This is a genomic window from Flavobacterium daemonense (assembly GCF_007341385.1).
In the GTDB taxonomy this organism is placed as follows: Bacteria; Bacteroidota; Bacteroidia; order Flavobacteriales; family Flavobacteriaceae; genus Flavobacterium; species Flavobacterium daemonense.
Genome location: NZ_VJYD01000007.1, coordinates 103,957 through 121,042, shown reverse-complemented (window position 1 = coordinate 121,042; position 17,086 = coordinate 103,957). Strand labels below are relative to the sequence as shown.

Here is a 17,086-nt window from a genome sequence, read left to right as displayed (position 1 = left end):
TTCATGAAGAATATACCAATCGATAACGATGAAATTTCGTTAAAAGAATTAATTCAAAAGCTAAAAGAATGGTACATATATTTACTTTCGAAATGGAAAATTATTTTTTTGGCTGGAATGATTGGAGCAATATTAGGTTTAAGCTATTCATTTATTAAGAAGCCTGTTTATATAGCTACTTTAACTTTTGCCCTTGAAGATGAAAAAGGAGGAGGAGGCTTAGGTGGGGCACTAGGTTTAGCCAGTTCATTTGGTTTAGACTTAGGTGGAAGTGGAGGCGGGATCTTTACAGGCTCTAATCTGGCTGAATTATTTAAATCAAGATCAATGGTAGAAAAGACATTGTTAACGCCAGTAAATGTAAACGGTAAAATAATTTCTTTAGCAGAAATGTATATTGATAATAATAAATGGAGAAAAAAATGGATTGATAAGCCTAAATTTTCTTCAATTAAATTTTTGCCTAACGCTAATCGCAAGTACTTTACTAGAGATCAGGATAGCATTATGGGATTGATTTATGAAAATTTATCAACTTCTGGTTTGTCAGTTGCACAGAAAGATAAAAAAATATCTATAATTACTATGGATGTTTCTTCAACGAATGAATTATTCGCAAAATTTTTCTGTGAAGCGTTAGCTAGACAAGTAGGCAAATTTTATGTTGAAACAAAAAGCAAAAAAGCTAGGATGAATATGGCTATTCTTGAGCGGCAGGTTGATTCTATACGCGGAGAATTAAATGGTGCTATAACTGGAGTGGCTGTGGCCAATGACAATACTTTTAATTTAAATCCTGCTTTAAATATTAGAAGAACTCCCTCAGTGAGGCGACAAGTAGATGTTCAGGCAAACACAGCTATTCTGACAGAACTTGTGAAACAATCTGAATTAGCTAAAGTTACATTACGGAAAGAAACACCTTTAATCCAAGTTATTGACAAACCAATTTTGCCACTTAACAAAGAAGGTTTTGGAAAAATAAAAGGAGTTATTTTAGGTGGATTCTTAGCAGGTTTGATTACTGTTTTAGTTCTCACTTTAAAAAGTTTAATTAAAGGACTTTTGTAGATTGATAATTTTAATTTATGAATCTATTCTAATCTTTGTAGTTTGATTTTTAATTAAAATCTATAAAATAATTTCATTGTTAATTAATGATTTTTTCATATTAAAATCGTATTAATTAAAAGAGTAAAGAAATATAAGTACAAATTTAATGAGGATAGAATAAATGGAGATAGAAATAAAAAAGACTAATGATTAGAAATTTAATAATATTTGGAACACGACCAGAAGCAATAAAAATGGCGCCCTTGGTTAAGGAATTTAATAATAAGGGTCAATTTTTTGAAACGAGAGTTTGTGTAACTGCACAACATCGGGAAATGTTGGATCAAGTGTTGGACTTTTTTGAAATTATACCAGATTATGATTTAGATTTGATGAAACCAAATCAAAATTTATATTCATTGACCTCAGAAATTATTATAAGATTAAAACCTATTTTGGAAGATTTTAATCCGGATTATGTATTCGTTCACGGAGATACGACTACTACAATGGCAGCGAGTATTGCTGCATTTTATTCTCAGGCAAAGGTTTGTCATATAGAAGCTGGTTTACGTACAAATAATAAATTTTCTCCTTTTCCTGAAGAAATGAATAGACAAATTACAGGAAGAATATCTGATTTGCATTTTGCGCCTACATTAACGTCTAAGGAAAATTTATTAAAGGAAAATATTTTAGATGAAAGTGTGATAATTACCGGAAATACTGTAATTGATGCGTTATTAGATAGTACAATTCGTGTCAAAACAATTAAAAATAATGAAATCGAGTTTCTTGAAGAAATATTGGATTTTAACAAAAAAATTATTTTAATTACCGGCCATAGAAGAGAGAATCATGGAGATGGATTTATAAATATTTGTGAGGCAATAAAAGAAATTGCTCAAAAAAACTCTAACGTTTTATTCGTATATCCCGTCCATTTAAATCCAAATGTTAAAGAGCCAGTATTTAAAATTTTAGGAGATATTAAAAATGTTAAACTTATTGAGCCTTTGGCATATCCTGCATTTGTCTGGCTTATGAATAAATCTTATTTAATAATAACAGATAGTGGTGGGGTTCAGGAAGAAGCTCCTAGTTTAGGAAAACCAGTTTTGGTAATGCGTAACACGACTGAAAGACCTGAAGCTGTTGAGGCCGGAACAGTAATTTTAGTAGGAACTGATAAAAACAAAATCGTACAGGAGTGTCAGAAATTATTAGATGATGAAATTCTATATAAAAAAAGATCTTCATTGCATAATCCGTATGGTGATGGAAACGCCTGTAAACGTATAGTAGAACATATAATGTCATTAAATAAATAATATGAATAATGTAGTAATGATTGGCTTGGGGTATATTGGTTTGCCAACTGCCGCTTTAATTGCAAATAATAATATTCAAGTTCACGGTGTAGATATAAATCCTGCAGTAGTAGATACTATTAATGAAGGAAAAATTCATATCGTAGAACCAAGTTTAGACGAGGCTGTTGCTAAAGCAGTATCAAGGGGCTTTTTAAAAGCATCAACAACTCCAATTTTGGCTGATACATATATAGTGGTAGTGCCAACGCCTTTTAAAGCGAAAAATGAACCAGATATATCATTTGTTGAATCAGCAACAAAATCAATTATTCCATTATTAAAAGAGGGAGATTTGTATATTATTGAATCAACTTCTCCTATTGGAACTACTGAGAAAATGATGACTTTAATTTATGCTAATCGTCCAGATCTAGAAGGTAAACTTTTTATAGCATATTGTCCAGAAAGAGTTTTACCCGGTAATGTGATGCATGAATTAGTGCATAATGATAGAGTTATTGGTGGAGTTGATAACGTTTCAACACAAAAAGCCATTGCTTTCTATAGTCAATTTGTAAAAGGAGATTTGCACCAAACAAATGCTAGAACGGCAGAGATGTGTAAGTTGACTGAAAATTCGTCAAGAGATGTACAAATTGCGTTTGCTAATGAATTATCTCTTATTTGTGATAAGGCAGATATCAATGTTTGGGAACTTATTCGGTTAGCAAATAAACATCCACGTGTAAATATTTTGCAGCCTGGTTGTGGAGTAGGAGGACATTGCATTGCAGTTGATCCTTATTTTATAGTTGCAGATTATCCATTGGAATCTCAAATAATTGGTAAAGCAAGAGAAATCAATAACTATAAATCTTTTTGGTGTGCAGAGAAGGTAAAAACTGCTAAACTAGAGTTTCAACTAAAACATGGAAAAAAAGCAAGTGTTGCTATTATGGGACTTGCATTCAAACCAAATATTGATGATTTAAGAGAATCTCCAGCAAAATATATTGCCCAAAAAATATTACAAGATTCGCATGATGATTTTTGTTTTATCGTTGAGCCAAATATTACAGATCATAAAGTTTTTAAATTAACAAATTATAAAGAAGCTGCTCAAAAAGCTGATATAATAGTTTTTTTAGTAGCCCATAATGAATTTAAAAATTTAGATATCGAAGAATCAAAAATTGTACTTGATTTTTGTGGAGTTTCAAATTTGCGCTAATACACTGAGTTATGATGAAACATAAAATTATAAATTTTCCTAAAATACAAGACCCAAGAGGTAATTTAACATTTTTGCAGCATTCTGATCAGATTCCTTTTAAAATTGAAAGAACTTTTTGGACATACGATGTGCCTGGTGGTGAAATTAGAGGAGGGCATGCTTATTATAAACAAGAAGAAATTATAGTAGCATTAAGTGGAAGTTTTGACGTTGTCATTACATCCAATGAAGGTATACAAGAAAAAATATCATTAAATAGGAGCTATTATGGGCTATATTTGCCGGCTAAAACATGGAGGCATATCGAGAATTTCTCTACAAATGCTCTAGCTTTACATATTTCCAGTGAATCTTTTTTTAAGGAAGATTATATAAGAGATTTTCAAGAATTTAAAAGAATAACAGATGAACAATAGAAGGACTGTTTTTGAATGTAATCTTTTACATTTGAATCGTATTGGAGATAGGACAGGGCATATTACTGCTATTAACAATAATTTAGAGATTCCTTTTGCAGTAGAGCGAATTTTCTACTTGTACGATATACCTGGTGGTGAATCAAGAGGTGCGCATTCTCATAAAGAATGCCATCAATTTTTAGTTGCTGTCAGCGGAAGTTTTGAGGTTTTGTTGGATGATGGATTAACCAAAAGACAGGTTTTACTAAATAGACCAGACTTAGGTTTGCATATACCACCAGGTATTTGGGCTTCTGAAATTAACTTTTCAAGCGGTTCTATTTGTTTAGTTTTAGCTTCACATAGATATTTTGAAGAAGATTATGTCAGAAAATATGATGATTATTTAAATTTTATAAATGCTTAATAAAATTCATCCGTTATCTGATGTCAAATCGGAAAGAATTGGTAAAGATACATATGTCTGGCAATTTACAGTTATTTTACAAAACGCTATAATTGGAGAAAATTGTAATATAAATTGTAATTGTTTTATTGAAAACGATGTTATAATAGGTAATAATGTTACAATAAAGTCTGGTGTTCAGATATGGGATGGCGTAAGATTAGAGGATAATGTTTTTATAGGCCCTAATGTCACATTTACCAATGATTTTGTACCTCGATCTAAAGTTTATCCAAAGGAGTTTAAAAAAACTGTAATAAAAGCAGGCTGTTCTATTGGAGCAAATTCAACAGTTATTGCAGGTTTAGAAGTTGGAGAAAAATCATTCATAGGAGCTGGGAGTGTTGTAACTAAAAATATACTGCCATATACGGTTTGGTACGGAAATCCAGCCGAACATAAAGGTTACATTACAGATGATTTATGTCTTTTAGATTTAGATCTAAAAGATAAAAAAACCGGAGAAGAATATTATTTAAAAGGATATAAACCTATAAAAAAATGATTAAATTTTTAGATTTACAAAAGATAAATGCTCAGTATTCTGCTGAATTAAAGCTAGTTGCTTCTGAAGTTATTGATAGTGGTTGGTATTTATTAGGAGAAAGGGTAAAAGAGTTTGAAACTTCTTTGCAAGAATTTCAAGGAGGTGGAAACGCAGTGGCAGTAGCAAATGGTTTAGATGCTTTACGCCTTATTTTCAAAGCTTACATTGAGTTAGGATTTATGAAAGAAGGAGATGAAGTAATAGTCCCAGCCAATACTTATATAGCGTCAGTTTTAGCTATAACTGATAATAAGCTTGTGCCAGTTTTGGTAGAACCTAATTTAGATACATTTAACTTAGATTTGAATTTAATTGAAAACAAGATTACAGCAAAAACAAAAGCGATCATGCTAGTCCATCTTTATGGTAAAGTTTGTTGGAGTGAAGATGTAGAAGTGTTATCAAAAAAATATGATTTAAAAATTATTGAAGACAATGCACAGGCGATTGGTGCCACTTGGAAAGGTATTAGAACGGGAAATTTGGGTGATGCATCAGGTTTTAGTTTTTATCCGGGTAAGAATCTCGGTGCTTTAGGGGATTCTGGTGCAGTAGTATGTAAAGATGATGTTTTAGCAACAACAATTCGGACGTTAGCTAATTATGGTTCTCCAACCAAATATGTTAATCAATACCAAGGACTTAATAGTAGGATGGATGAAATTCAAGCTGCTTTTTTGGAAGTTAAATTACGTTACATTGATAATGAAAATTCTTTGCGTCAGGAAATTGCAAAATATTATATTCAAAATATAAAAAACGAATTAATTATCCTGCCTAAAAATGATTTATTAAATGAACATGTATGGCATCTTTTTGTTATTCGAACTACACAACGTGAAAAACTGCAAAAATTTCTACTTGAGAAAGGAATACAAACGTTAATCCATTATCCAATCCCATTACATAAACAACAATGTTATTCCAAAATATTTGATAACCTAACATTACCAATCACAGAATTAATTCATGAAGAAGTTTTGAGCTTGCCAATAAGCCCGGTAATAAGTAAAGAAGACATTGTTTATATCTGTGAAACTCTAAATGATTTCAATATTTAATGTCTGAAAAAAATTCTTATAAGGAAATTATTAAAGCTACATCTATTTTTGGTGGAACTCAGTTTATTGGTATACTAGTTAGCATTGTGCGTTCAAAATTAGTAGCTATCTTTTTAGGTCCTGCAGGAATGGGTATTGTCGGGTTATTAACTTCTACCACTGATTTAATAGGTAGTTTAACAAATTTCGGTTTAAGGACAAGTGCTGTTAAAAATATTGCAGCGTCATATAGTTTAGGAAATGAACAGCAAATTGCGGTTGAGGTTACTATTTTGAAGCGGTTAGTTTGGATTACTGGACTACTTGGAATGATAATTACTTTCTTGCTAGCACCATGGTTAAGCCAAATAACGTTTGGGAATAGTGAATATACCAACGGTTTCAGATGGATCTGTGTAATTTTACTATTTAATCAATTAACTGCAGGCCAAGATGCTGTTTTGCAAGGTATGCGTAAATTGAAGTACTTATCATTATCATCAATTTATGGGTCTGTTTTAGGTTTATTTCTTGTTGTACCGATTTATTATTTTTTTGGAGTTAAAGGAGTTGTACCTGTAATTATTATATCATCTCTTGTGTTAATGTTGTTAACATGGTATTTTGTTGATAAGATTAAAATAGCTAAAGTGTCAATAAGCAAGGAGAAAACATGGCAGAGTGGAAAAATCATGCTAAAAATGGGTTTTTTACTAAGTTTAAGCGCTTTGCTGACCACAGGAGGATCTTATTTGTTGCGAATATACATAAGTAATACAGGAACTGTAGTTGATGTAGGTCTTTATAATGCGGGTTTTGCTATTATAGGAACTTATGTTGGTATGATTTTCTCGGCAATGGGAACTGATTATTATCCAAGACTTTCAGGGGTAAGTCATGATAAAATTGAAACCAATAAATTAATTAATCAACAAGGAGAAATAGGTTTATTACTTTTAGGTCCGGTTCTCGCAATTTTTATGACTTTTAGCGGATGGGCAGTACTATTATTGTATTCAACTAAGTTTTTGCCTGTTACTTCAATGATTGCTTGGGCTTCTTTAGGTATGTATTTTAAAGCATCTTCATGGTCAATCTCTTATATTTTCTTAGCTAAATCTGATTCAAAGCTTTTTTTTTTAAATGAATTGAGCGTTATAGGATATGGTTTATTTTTTAATATTTTGGGGTATTATCTTTATGGTTTAGAAGGGCTAGGTATTTCCTTTTTGCTAATGTACTTTTTTTACTTTATTCAGGTTTTTTTTGTGTGCAAAAAAAAGTATGATTTTATACTACAGACAAAATTTCTTAAAATTTTAGTTCAACAATTTATAATAGGGCTATGTTGTTTTCTTATCAATCGTTATGTGACTGCACCTTATTCATATTTTTTCGGAACATTAGGTTGTCTGTTTTCAATTGGATTTTCCTTAATAGAGTTAGATAAATTGTTTAATTTAAAGTCTCTAATTCGTAAATCATAGTTTATGAAAGAAAAGAAGATAAAAGTTTTTCATGGACTAGTTAATTATGGAACTCAAGCTGGTTTTTTTTCTCGTGAATTAAGGAATCAAGGAATTGAGTCATTGTCTATTGTTTATCCAGATAGCTTCAAAAGACAAGCTGATTTGCAATTATTATTTGGTGGAAATTTTATTACAAAAGTGGTAAGACATTCTTTAAATTATATTAAACGAATAAAATGTTTTTTCTACTTTAATACATTTCATTTTTATTATGGGACAAGTTTATTCCCTTATCAATTAGATTTACCATTGTATAAGCTGTTTGGTAAAAAAGTAATAATGGAATATTTAGGAACCGATTGCCAATTATATGAGTATTCCATTAAAAAGTATAAATGGACAAATAGTTTTGGACGCTTTCCTTTAAAACAAGATGGATTAAACAATGATAAAATAATTACAAAAAGATTAAAAAGGGAGTCTGGATATATTGATAAAAAATTTGTATGCGCCCCACTATATTCTGAATTTGTCAATAAATCAACAGTTTTACCACTAGCAATTGATATTTCTGATTTTAACTTTAGTCCTCTTGAGAAGAAAGATAAGTTAAGAATTATGCATGCTCCGACACATAGAGGTTTTAAGGGCTCTGATTATATCCTAGAAGCTTTAAATAAATTGATTGAAGAAGGATATCCTTTAGAAATTGACTTGGTTGAAGGTGTAACTCATTTGGAGTTAAAAAATAGATATTTAAAATGCGATATATTTATTGATCAGATTTTAGCAGGTTGGTATGGTACTGCAAGTATTGAAGCAATGGCAATTGGAAGACCTGTTATCTGTTTTATAAGAGATAGTTATTTTAAAGAGGTTGATTATGGTTTTAATATGCCAATAATATCGGCTGATCCTGACTCTATTTATGATGTTTTAAAAAATACAATTAGTTTTTCATATGAGAAATTACAGGAGATTGGAGTTTCTTCTCGTTTGTTTGTAGAGGAAATACATGATGTGAAAAAGGTAACCGAAAAATTAATAAAAGAGTATAGAGTTTTGTGGAATCATCATCTATAGTTTTAATTTTTGTTTAAACATTTTAAATAAAAATATAATAATTTAAGTCTTAACATTATTTATTAATAAAAATTGAAGGTAATATTGCTTTAGTTTCAAGAATTTTATTTTTAGTTTAATTAATCAAACCTTGAAGAACATACTTATAATCTGCAAGGATATTTATCCCATTCAGAGTCCCAGATCTTTTCGTGCAAGCGAACTTGTAAAAGAATTTGTCAAACGAGGATTTAAAGTTAAAGTTGTCTGCAGTCTTAGTAAAGATAATTTCGAATTGTTTAAAAAAGAATTTTCTAATGTCGAAAGTGTTAATGTAGGAACTGTACACAACTTTTTAGATTGGCGAATTTTTAATCATCTTTCTTTAGTAAAACGTATTTTAAACAAATACTTATATCATTTATTACAATATCCTAATATCGAACTTCTTTTTAAAGTAAAAAAGATTCTTAAGAGTAATACTAATAAAATTGATTTAATGATTTCAATTGCTTATCCTTTTCCAATTCATTGGGGAGTGGCTATTGCAAAGAAGTCAAAGATTGAAAATTTTCCTGATAGATGGATTGCTGATTGTGGAGATCCTTTTATGGGAAATCCAATTATTAATCCTCCTTTTTATTTTAAGTTTTTAGAAAATTTGTTCTGCAGAATGGCAGATAAAATCACTATCCCTGTCGAAATTGGAAGAAAAGCTTATTATAAAGAATTTCATGAAAAAATTGAAATTATTCCACAAGGATTTGATTTTTCTACCTTAGAAAAAGAACTTTATAATAAAAATAATATTCCTACTTTTCTTTATGCAGGAATTTTTTATAAAGGCTCTAGAGATCCAAGACCATTTTTGGATTATTTGACTCAAATTAAATCAAATTTTAGATTTATCATATATACATCTGAAGACAGTTTAATAAAAGATTATAAAGAAATCCTAGGTGAAAAATTGATTATCAATTCATCAATACCAAGAATCGAGCTTCTTAAGAAAATGAGTCTTGTAGATTTCTTACTAAATATTGAGAATGAATCTGAAAATCAAACACCAAGTAAATTAATTGATTATTCTTTGTCAGGGCGTCCTATTTTATCTGTAAGTATGAAAAATATTGATAAAAAGAAGTTTAACGATTTCTTGAATGGAATTTATCATGATGAATTTAAAGTTCATGACTTAGAAAGATATAATATTGTTAATGTGGTCAATAAATTTCTCGAAATTTAATAATGTCTGAAAGTTTTACAGTATATTCTAAAAAATCGCTAAAGGAGTTTGGCATATCATTAGTTTTATATCTGATATTGCCATTTTCGTCTTTAGTTATATCTTTTGTTTTGTATCGAAAGAAATGGGCAAAATACTTGTTCGTCCTGTTTGGTCTATATTTTGGATTTACATTCATAATACCTAGTTCAAAAGTTAATTTACCGTCAGATTCCGAGTTTTATGCAATGGAACTGCAAAACTATCATATTAATCCAATTTCCTTTAAAGAGTTGGTAAATGGGTTTTATAGTGTAGATACGTTGCAGAGTGATATATACCAGCCATTAGTTACTTGGTGTGTTTCAGCTTTTACAGATGATCCACATGTTTTATTTGCTGTTTTTGGTTTAGTATTTAGCTTTTTTTTAGGTAAAATTATTTGGTTAATGATCGATATAAGTGCTGTGAAATTAGCTGGATTTGCTTCTTATCTTTTATTAACATTTGTTTTGTTAAATCCGTTATGGAACATTAATGGTGTCAGGATGTGGACCGGGCTTAACGTTTTTTTATTAGGAGTCATTATGTTCTATTTTAAAAACAAACCTAAAGGATTTATATTGATTTTGTGCTCCTGTTTAGTTCATGTTTCATTTACTATACCAATTGTTTTCTTTATCATTTATCAATTTGTTTCTAAAATTAATATTAATTACTTTTTTGTATTATTTATTGTTAGTTTTTTATTTAAGGGACTACCACCTTCATTGCTAAATACTGTAACTGATTTTTTTCCGGAATTTGTAAAATATAAACTTGATTTTTATACAGATCCCAATACTGTAGCATTGGTTGCTGAGGAAAATAAGGACACCAGTCTTTTTATTTTAGCTTCGCAGTTTTCTCAATCTTTTGTTCCTTTCTTAATTATTTGCTATATGTTTTTTTCCTACAAAAAAGAGATTATTAGAAATGAAAGTTTTTTGCTATTTTATAAATTTTTGTTGTTTAATGTGTTATGGATAAATATGTCTGCGATAATACCTTCATTTGGTAGATTTTTAACAATATTTTTAATATTATCAATGTTTTTTTTCTTTATAAATTTAAATCAACTAATGAAGTTGCCTTATTTTAATACTTTAAAATTAATTTTATTGCCGTTTCTTAGTATTATTATCGTTCAAAAGTTAAGAGAATTTATTGATTTCCAAAGTGTTTTTATTTTTGTTGGAAATTTTATTACGAGTTCATTTGTTTCTGAACCAACGCCTCTGGTAAACGTTCTGCTAAAATGAAAATAGTATTAATTTTGACATCCATTGAAGTTGGAACGATAGAAAAAGTTTCATACAACCTGTATAAGGCACTCTCTAATATAAATGAAGTTGAATTGCATGTCGTAAATTTGAAATCATCTGAAAAAGATTTCTATAGATTTGAGAATTTATATAATATAAAAGAATGTAGATCGGGTAATTTTGCTGTTCGTCAAATTTACAATCTAAAAAAAGTCTACAAGTTATACAAAATAAAATCTCTTATAAAACCAGATATATCTATTACAACGCAAGAAGCAGGAACAACTATAAACCTTTTAAGTTTTGGCTCAGAGAAAAAAATAGGTATTTTTCATGCGCCATATTATCAATCTAAATCTGAAGGGAAAATTAGTTTTTATTTTCAGTTTTTGTCATATAAATTTCTATATTCTAAACTGAATGCTTTTTTTTGTGTAAGTAAGGAAATTAAAAACTCGATTTCAAATAAATTTTCTATTAATGATGCAAAACTAAGGGTAGTTTATAATGTTCATGATTTTGAAGAAATTAGAGTAAAATCGGAGGAACAATTACCCGATGAAGAAGAGTTTTTATTTGATGGAAAATCAATTATTTATGTGGGACGATTCGATGCAAATAAAGCTCCCAACAGATTAATAGAATCATTTTATGAATTAAAAAAATGTAGAAAGATTGATGACGATGTAAAATTAATTTTTATTGGTAGTGGCGAAGAAAATTTCGAGAACTATCTTAAAAATTTAGTTTTAAAATTAGATTTGTATGAAAATGTTTTTTTTCTAGGGTTTAAGTCAAATCCTTATAAATATATCAAAAAAAGTACAATTTTAGTATCTAGTTCTTTTTCTGAAGGTCTTCCAGGTGTTGTAATTGAATCTATTTTTTTAAAAACTCCTGTTGTAACTACAAATTCGTCGTTAGGTCTTTGGGAAATATTAGATTGCGATAATAATTACGATTTTTTGCTCAATGATATTTACGTTGCAAATAATGGAATTATAACTAGCAACCTGATGGAATCTGATAGTGAGAATAAAAATATCATGGCTCTAAATAAAGCTATTGATATTTTAATTAATGATGAGAAATTTTATAACCAAATAAAAAACAATGATTTCGATTTTATGAAATTACTTGATGAAAAAAAAATTGTTAAAAATTTTTTCCAAATTTAAAATATGCCAGTACTTTTACAAATTGCAATAGAAGCTAATAAAGGTTCGGTGGGAAGAATTGCAGAACAAATCGGTGAAACTGTCATTGAAAATGGTTGGACAAGTTATGTCACTTATGCTAGAGAAAGCAATCCTAGTACATCTGACGTAATTAAAATAGGATCTAAATTTGATGTTTATTGGCATGGTTTAGAAACAAGAATTTTTGATAACCATTGTTTTAGTTCTAGGACAGCGACAAAAAAATTAGTAAAATTAATAAAGGAGATCAAACCTGATATCATTCATTTACATCATCTTCATGGCTATTTTATTAATATTGAAATTCTGTTTAAATTTCTTAGAGACAGTAACATTCCTGTTGTTTGGACATTTCATGATTGTTGGGCTTTTACAGGGCACTGTGCCTATTTCGATTTTGTGGGCTGTAACAAATGGAAAACGGGGTGTTATAAATGCGAACAAAAACATGAATATCCTAAGAGTTTAATTTTTGATCGCTCTAAAAAAAACTATATTGATAAAAATCGGATATTTAATTCGATAGATAATATGGTAATTGTTCCTGTTTCAAATTGGTTGTCTGATAATGTAAAAGAATCATTTTTAAAAAAATTTCGTTGTCAAGTAATCCAAAATGGAATTGACCTGGAAACATTTTATGTAAAAAAAGCAAGAAATTTTATTGATGATAAATATAATTTAAAGAATAAATTTATCATTTTAGGTGTTGCTAGCACTTGGGATAGAAGAAAAGGTTTAGAGGAATTTGTTAAATTAAACGGGCTATTAGATCTAAATTTATTTGTAATAGTTTTAGTAGGATTGACTAAAGAACAATTAGCTGAAATGCCTCAAAGTATTGTAGGTATTCAAAGAACAGAAAATGTAGCACAACTTGCAGATCTTTATTCTGCGGCAGATGTATTTGTAAATCCTACTTTTGAGGATACCTTTCCAACAACCAATTTAGAATCTTTAGCATGTGGAACTCCTGTAATTACATACAAAACTGGTGGAAGTGTGGAATCTGTAACGGATAACACTGGAATAGTTGTGGAAAAAGGCGACGTTAGAGCAATTTTAAACGCTATAGAATATATAAAGGATAAAGGGAAAATTTTTTATGAGAATAACTGCAGACAAAGTGCAATATCTAATTTTGACAAAAATGTGAAGTTTAAAGAATATTTTAATCTTTATAACGAAATACTAAATAAATAATTTATTATGAAAAACGAAAGACCGTATCAAATATGTGCAAAAACAATTATGGATACTTCAGATCCAAACATAATTTTTGATGAAAATGGAGTTTCGGATTATTACCATAATTTTCAAAATGTTATTCTTCCTAACTGGCATACAGATAAAAAAGGCCATGAAGAATTAATGATAATGGCTGAGAAGATAAAGAAAGAAGGAAAGGGTAAGGATTTCGATTGTATTATTGGTCTAAGTGGGGGACTAGATAGTTCTTATGTTGCTTATGTTGCAAAAGAAATTATGGGATTAAGACCCTTGTTGTTTCATGTAGATGCTGGTTGGAATACTGATAAAGCTGTTGGAAATATCGAAAAACTTTGTAATGGTTTAGGCTTGGATTTGTACACTGATGTTATTAATTGGGAAGAAATGAAAGACTTGCAAGTAGCTTTTTTAAAATCTCAAATAGCCGATCAGGACTTACCGCAAGATTATGCCTTCTTTTCTGGCTTATATCGATTTGCAAAAAAGAATAAAATCAAATATGTTTTAACGGGAGGAAATTTTTCAACAGAATGTTGTAGAGAACCTGAAGAATGGGGTGGTTTTCCTGGTATAGATACTATGTTGGTAAAAGATATTCACTCAAAGTTTGGTAAACGTCCTTTAAAGACCTTTCCTTTGGTTGATATTTTGAGTTATAAAATTTATTATCGCTACGTATTAGGTATGCAGGTTTTTAAACCCCTTAACTTAATTCCCTATGTTAAAAAAGATGTAGAGAATTTATTAGTGGAAAAATTTGGATGGGAGCCTTTTCAGCACAAACACCATGAATCTAGATTTACAAGATTTTATGAAGATTATTGGCTTCCTAGAAAATTTGGTTTTCAAAAAAGACGTGCTCATTTTTCTAGTTTGATTCTTACAGGTCAAATGACTAGAGAAGAAGCTATGGATAGAGTTTCTAGACCTGAATTAACTGATGAATTTTTGAAAAAAGAATTTGATTACGTTGCTGAAAAACTTGATTTAACTTCAAATGAGTTACAAGAAATTTTTGAAGGAACTAATAAAACCTTTCATGATTATAAAAATAAGATAAAGTTAATTAGGCTAGGGGCAAAAGCGATGTCTGTTTTAGGTTTAGAAAAACGTTTATTTAGATGATAACAATTGTTGATTATGGAGTGGGAAATATTAATGCTTTTGTAAATGTTTATAAAAGAGTAAATGTTCCTACAAAAATTGCTAGAAATGCTAGTGATCTTGATGATGCAAAAAAAATTATTTTACCAGGTGTAGGTCATTTTGATCATGCTATGTCAGAATTAATTAAATCTGGAATGCGTGAAAAATTAGATGAACTGGTAACAGTAAAAAAAATACCAGTTATTGGTATTTGTGTTGGCATGCAAATGATGGGTAATTCAAGTGATGAGGGAAAATTAATGGGATTGGGATGGATTGATGCATCAGTTAAAAAATTTGATGAAACAAAAATTAAGCAAGTTACAAGATTGCCTCATATGGGGTGGAATGATGTAGAGCCAACAATGCCAAATTTACTATTCAAAGACTTAGAGAAGGATGCTTTGTTTTATTTTTTGCACTCCTATTATTTTGATTGTAATAATGCAAATGATATTCTGGCTACGTCTGATTATGGCGGTAAATTTACATGTGCTGCAAACCATGAAAATGTTTACGGAATTCAGTTTCATCCTGAGAAGAGCCATCATTATGGCGAAACTTTATTACATAATTTCGCAAAACTCTAAAGATGTTAAGACCAAGAGTAATTCCAAGTTTATTAGTTCACGATAATGGATTGGTAAAAACAGTAAATTTTAAGAATCCTAAATATGTAGGAGATCCTATTAATGCAGTTAAAATTTTTAATGAAAAAGAAGTAGATGAATTAGCTGTATTTGATATTGATGCTACTGTACTAGGAAAAGAACCTAATTACAGTTTGATAGAAAGACTGGCTAGTCAATCAATGATGCCATTATGTTACGGAGGAGGGGTAAAAACAGTTGAACAAGCTCAACGAATATTTAGCCTTGGGATAGAAAAAATAGCACTTAGTTCTGCAGTTTTGCATAATCCAAAATTGATAACAGAAATATCTGATCGAGTTGGAGCGCAGAGTGTTATTGTAGTTCTTGATGTTAAAAAGAAACTTTTGGGAGGTTATGAGGTATATACTCACAACGGAAAAAAAGCAACAGGGATTAATCCGTTTAAATTTGTTGAAGAAGCGCAAAAATTAGGAGCTGGAGAAATTATAATTAACTCCATTGATAAAGATGGTCAAATGAAAGGATATGATATGGATCTAATAGAGAAAATTAGAGAAAAAATAACTTTACCGATGACAGTGCTGGGAGGAGCAGGCTCACTACAAGATATTGAGAAAGTTATTGATAAGCATGGTGTTATAGGTGTTGCTGCAGGTAGTTTGTTTGTATTTAAAGGACCTTATAAAGCAGTTTTGATTAATTATCCTACTCAAATTGAAAAAAATAAGATTTTCAAAATAAATAAATAATGAAAATACAAAATAAAACTCTTCTTATAACTGGAGGAACGGGTTCTTTTGGACATGCAGTATTAAATCGTTTTCTTCATACAAATCACTTTAGTGAAATTCGAATTTTTTCTAGAGATGAGAAAAAACAAGATGATATGCGTAATCAATTAAATAATGATAAACTTAAATTTTACATTGGCGATGTAAGAGATTACAATAGTTTAGAAAGAGCCATGCGTGGCGTCGATTATGTATTTCATGCTGCTGCTTTGAAGCAAGTCCCTTCATGTGAGTTTTTTCCGTTAGAAGCAACTAAAACAAATGTTTTTGGTACACAGAATGTTATTGATGCAGCAGGAATCAATAAGGTGAAAAAAGTAATTTGTTTAAGCACAGATAAGGCCGCATATCCTATTAATGCAATGGGAATTTCTAAAGCCTTGATGGAAAAAGTGGCGGTTGCTGCATCAAGAAATTTATCCGAAACTACCGTTTGTCTTACAAGATATGGTAATGTTATGGCTTCCAGAGGATCAGTAATACCATTGTTTTTAAAACAAATTAAAGATAATAAGCCAATTACAATTACAGATCCAAATATGACTCGTTTTTTAATGTCATTGGATGAAGCAGTTGAATTAGTTTTATTTGCTTTTGAGAATGGAAATCCGGGAGATTTGTTTGTCAATAAAGCCCCTGCAGGAACTATTGGCGATTTAGCTCAAGCACTTAAGGAGCTATGTAATGCAGATAATGAAGTAAAAATTATAGGTACTCGTCATGGCGAAAAATTATATGAAACCTTGTGCACCCGCGAAGAAATGGTTAAAGCTGAAGATATGGGAGATTTTTATCGTATACCAGCAGATAACCGTGATCTGAATTATGCACAATATTTTTCAGAAGGAGAAGAAGATGTTTCTTTAATTGAAGATTATCATTCGCATAATACAGAACAGCAAGGAGTCGAAGGAATGAAAAAACTTTTATCAACACTGCCACTCATTCGGAAAGAAGTTTTTGGAGAGGACGTTGCTCAAATGCCTGGTTAAATA

General features: G+C 29.9%; 17 protein-coding genes. All 17 read left to right on the top strand.

What is annotated here, in order from left to right; genetic code table 11:
- The first annotated feature begins 3 nt into the window (after positions 1-3).
- The 17 genes from FND99_RS10980 to FND99_RS10900 all read left to right on the top strand — a co-directional run bounded on the left by FND99_RS10980 (position 4) and on the right by FND99_RS10900 (position 17,083).
- The gene (locus tag FND99_RS10980; protein WP_144338037.1) at positions 4-1,071 is read left to right on the top strand and encodes a Wzz/FepE/Etk N-terminal domain-containing protein; all 1,068 of its coding nucleotides are present in this window, start codon (positions 4-6) and stop codon (positions 1,069-1,071) included.
- A 188-nt stretch (positions 1,072-1,259) separates the two neighbouring features.
- Entirely contained in the window at positions 1,260-2,384 is a 1,125-nt protein-coding gene (gene wecB, locus FND99_RS10975) for a non-hydrolyzing UDP-N-acetylglucosamine 2-epimerase (protein ID WP_144338036.1), read from the top strand.
- Position 2,385: 1 nt separating this feature from the next.
- Entirely contained in the window at positions 2,386-3,597 is a 1,212-nt protein-coding gene (gene wecC, locus FND99_RS10970; protein ID WP_144338035.1) for a UDP-N-acetyl-D-mannosamine dehydrogenase, read from the top strand.
- Positions 3,598-3,608: 11 nt separating this feature from the next.
- Entirely contained in the window at positions 3,609-4,016 is a 408-nt protein-coding gene (locus FND99_RS10965) for a sugar 3,4-ketoisomerase (RefSeq protein ID WP_170245701.1), read from the top strand.
- Positions 4,006-4,425, top strand: a complete 420-nt coding sequence (locus tag FND99_RS10960; RefSeq protein WP_144338034.1) for a sugar 3,4-ketoisomerase — start codon at positions 4,006-4,008, stop codon at positions 4,423-4,425. Before FND99_RS10965 ends, FND99_RS10960 begins: the two co-directional genes overlap by 11 nt.
- Positions 4,418-4,969, top strand: coding sequence for an acyltransferase (locus FND99_RS10955; RefSeq protein ID WP_144338033.1), 552 nt, complete (start codon positions 4,418-4,420; stop codon positions 4,967-4,969). The genes FND99_RS10960 and FND99_RS10955 overlap by 8 nt, the downstream gene beginning before the upstream one ends.
- Positions 4,966-6,072, top strand: a complete 1,107-nt coding sequence (locus tag FND99_RS10950; protein WP_144338032.1) for a DegT/DnrJ/EryC1/StrS family aminotransferase — start codon at positions 4,966-4,968, stop codon at positions 6,070-6,072. The genes FND99_RS10955 and FND99_RS10950 overlap by 4 nt, the downstream gene beginning before the upstream one ends.
- A complete protein-coding gene (locus tag FND99_RS10945) occupies positions 6,072-7,538 on the top strand; it encodes an oligosaccharide flippase family protein (RefSeq protein WP_144338031.1) in 1,467 nt (488 codons plus the stop codon). Before FND99_RS10950 ends, FND99_RS10945 begins: the two co-directional genes overlap by 1 nt.
- Positions 7,539-7,541: 3 nt before the next feature.
- Positions 7,542-8,603, top strand: coding sequence for a glycosyltransferase family protein (locus FND99_RS10940; RefSeq protein WP_144338030.1), 1,062 nt, complete (start codon positions 7,542-7,544; stop codon positions 8,601-8,603).
- A gap of 130 nt (positions 8,604-8,733) precedes the next feature.
- Positions 8,734-9,828 (top strand): glycosyltransferase family protein, encoded by a 1,095-nt coding sequence (locus FND99_RS10935; RefSeq protein WP_144338029.1) that lies wholly within the window; start codon positions 8,734-8,736, stop codon positions 9,826-9,828.
- Positions 9,829-9,830: 2 nt separating this feature from the next.
- Positions 9,831-11,108, top strand: coding sequence for an EpsG family protein (locus FND99_RS10930; protein WP_144338028.1), 1,278 nt, complete (start codon positions 9,831-9,833; stop codon positions 11,106-11,108).
- Positions 11,105-12,289, top strand: coding sequence for a glycosyltransferase (locus tag FND99_RS10925; RefSeq protein WP_144338027.1), 1,185 nt, complete (start codon positions 11,105-11,107; stop codon positions 12,287-12,289). The genes FND99_RS10930 and FND99_RS10925 overlap by 4 nt, the downstream gene beginning before the upstream one ends.
- A 3-nt stretch (positions 12,290-12,292) precedes the next feature.
- Positions 12,293-13,513 carry a glycosyltransferase gene (locus FND99_RS10920; protein WP_144338026.1) on the top strand — a complete coding sequence of 407 codons (1,221 nt, stop codon included), beginning with the start codon at positions 12,293-12,295 and terminating at the stop codon, positions 13,511-13,513.
- A 6-nt stretch (positions 13,514-13,519) separates the two neighbouring features.
- The gene (locus tag FND99_RS10915; RefSeq protein WP_144338025.1) at positions 13,520-14,665 is read left to right on the top strand and encodes an N-acetyl sugar amidotransferase; all 1,146 of its coding nucleotides are present in this window, start codon (positions 13,520-13,522) and stop codon (positions 14,663-14,665) included.
- Positions 14,662-15,276: an imidazole glycerol phosphate synthase subunit HisH gene (gene hisH / locus FND99_RS10910; RefSeq protein WP_144338024.1), complete on the top strand. Its 615-nt coding sequence runs from the start codon at positions 14,662-14,664 to the stop codon at positions 15,274-15,276. The genes FND99_RS10915 and hisH overlap by 4 nt, the downstream gene beginning before the upstream one ends.
- A 2-nt stretch (positions 15,277-15,278) precedes the next feature.
- A complete protein-coding gene (locus FND99_RS10905) occupies positions 15,279-16,049 on the top strand; it encodes an AglZ/HisF2 family acetamidino modification protein (protein WP_144338023.1) in 771 nt (256 codons plus the stop codon).
- Entirely contained in the window at positions 16,049-17,083 is a 1,035-nt protein-coding gene (locus tag FND99_RS10900) for a polysaccharide biosynthesis protein (protein ID WP_144338022.1), read from the top strand. The genes FND99_RS10905 and FND99_RS10900 overlap by 1 nt, the downstream gene beginning before the upstream one ends.
- Positions 17,084-17,086 lie beyond the last annotated feature (3 nt).

Coding starts and splice junctions, on each gene's coding strand:
- FND99_RS10915 (WP_144338025.1), top strand. CDS start 13,520: ATGAAAAACGAAAGACCGTATCAAATATGTGCAAAAACAATTATGGAT.
- FND99_RS10960 (WP_144338034.1), top strand. CDS start 4,006: ATGAACAATAGAAGGACTGTTTTTGAATGTAATCTTTTACATTTGAAT.
- FND99_RS10955 (WP_144338033.1), top strand. CDS start 4,418: ATGCTTAATAAAATTCATCCGTTATCTGATGTCAAATCGGAAAGAATT.
- FND99_RS10930 (WP_144338028.1), top strand. CDS start 9,831: ATGTCTGAAAGTTTTACAGTATATTCTAAAAAATCGCTAAAGGAGTTT.
- FND99_RS10900 (WP_144338022.1), top strand. CDS start 16,049: ATGAAAATACAAAATAAAACTCTTCTTATAACTGGAGGAACGGGTTCT.
- FND99_RS10945 (WP_144338031.1), top strand. CDS start 6,072: ATGTCTGAAAAAAATTCTTATAAGGAAATTATTAAAGCTACATCTATT.
- FND99_RS10925 (WP_144338027.1), top strand. CDS start 11,105: ATGAAAATAGTATTAATTTTGACATCCATTGAAGTTGGAACGATAGAA.
- hisH (WP_144338024.1), top strand. CDS start 14,662: ATGATAACAATTGTTGATTATGGAGTGGGAAATATTAATGCTTTTGTA.
- FND99_RS10965 (WP_170245701.1), top strand. CDS start 3,609: ATGATGAAACATAAAATTATAAATTTTCCTAAAATACAAGACCCAAGA.
- wecB (WP_144338036.1), top strand. CDS start 1,260: ATGATTAGAAATTTAATAATATTTGGAACACGACCAGAAGCAATAAAA.
- FND99_RS10950 (WP_144338032.1), top strand. CDS start 4,966: ATGATTAAATTTTTAGATTTACAAAAGATAAATGCTCAGTATTCTGCT.
- FND99_RS10980 (WP_144338037.1), top strand. CDS start 4: ATGAAGAATATACCAATCGATAACGATGAAATTTCGTTAAAAGAATTA.
- FND99_RS10920 (WP_144338026.1), top strand. CDS start 12,293: ATGCCAGTACTTTTACAAATTGCAATAGAAGCTAATAAAGGTTCGGTG.
- FND99_RS10905 (WP_144338023.1), top strand. CDS start 15,279: ATGTTAAGACCAAGAGTAATTCCAAGTTTATTAGTTCACGATAATGGA.
- wecC (WP_144338035.1), top strand. CDS start 2,386: ATGAATAATGTAGTAATGATTGGCTTGGGGTATATTGGTTTGCCAACT.
- FND99_RS10940 (WP_144338030.1), top strand. CDS start 7,542: ATGAAAGAAAAGAAGATAAAAGTTTTTCATGGACTAGTTAATTATGGA.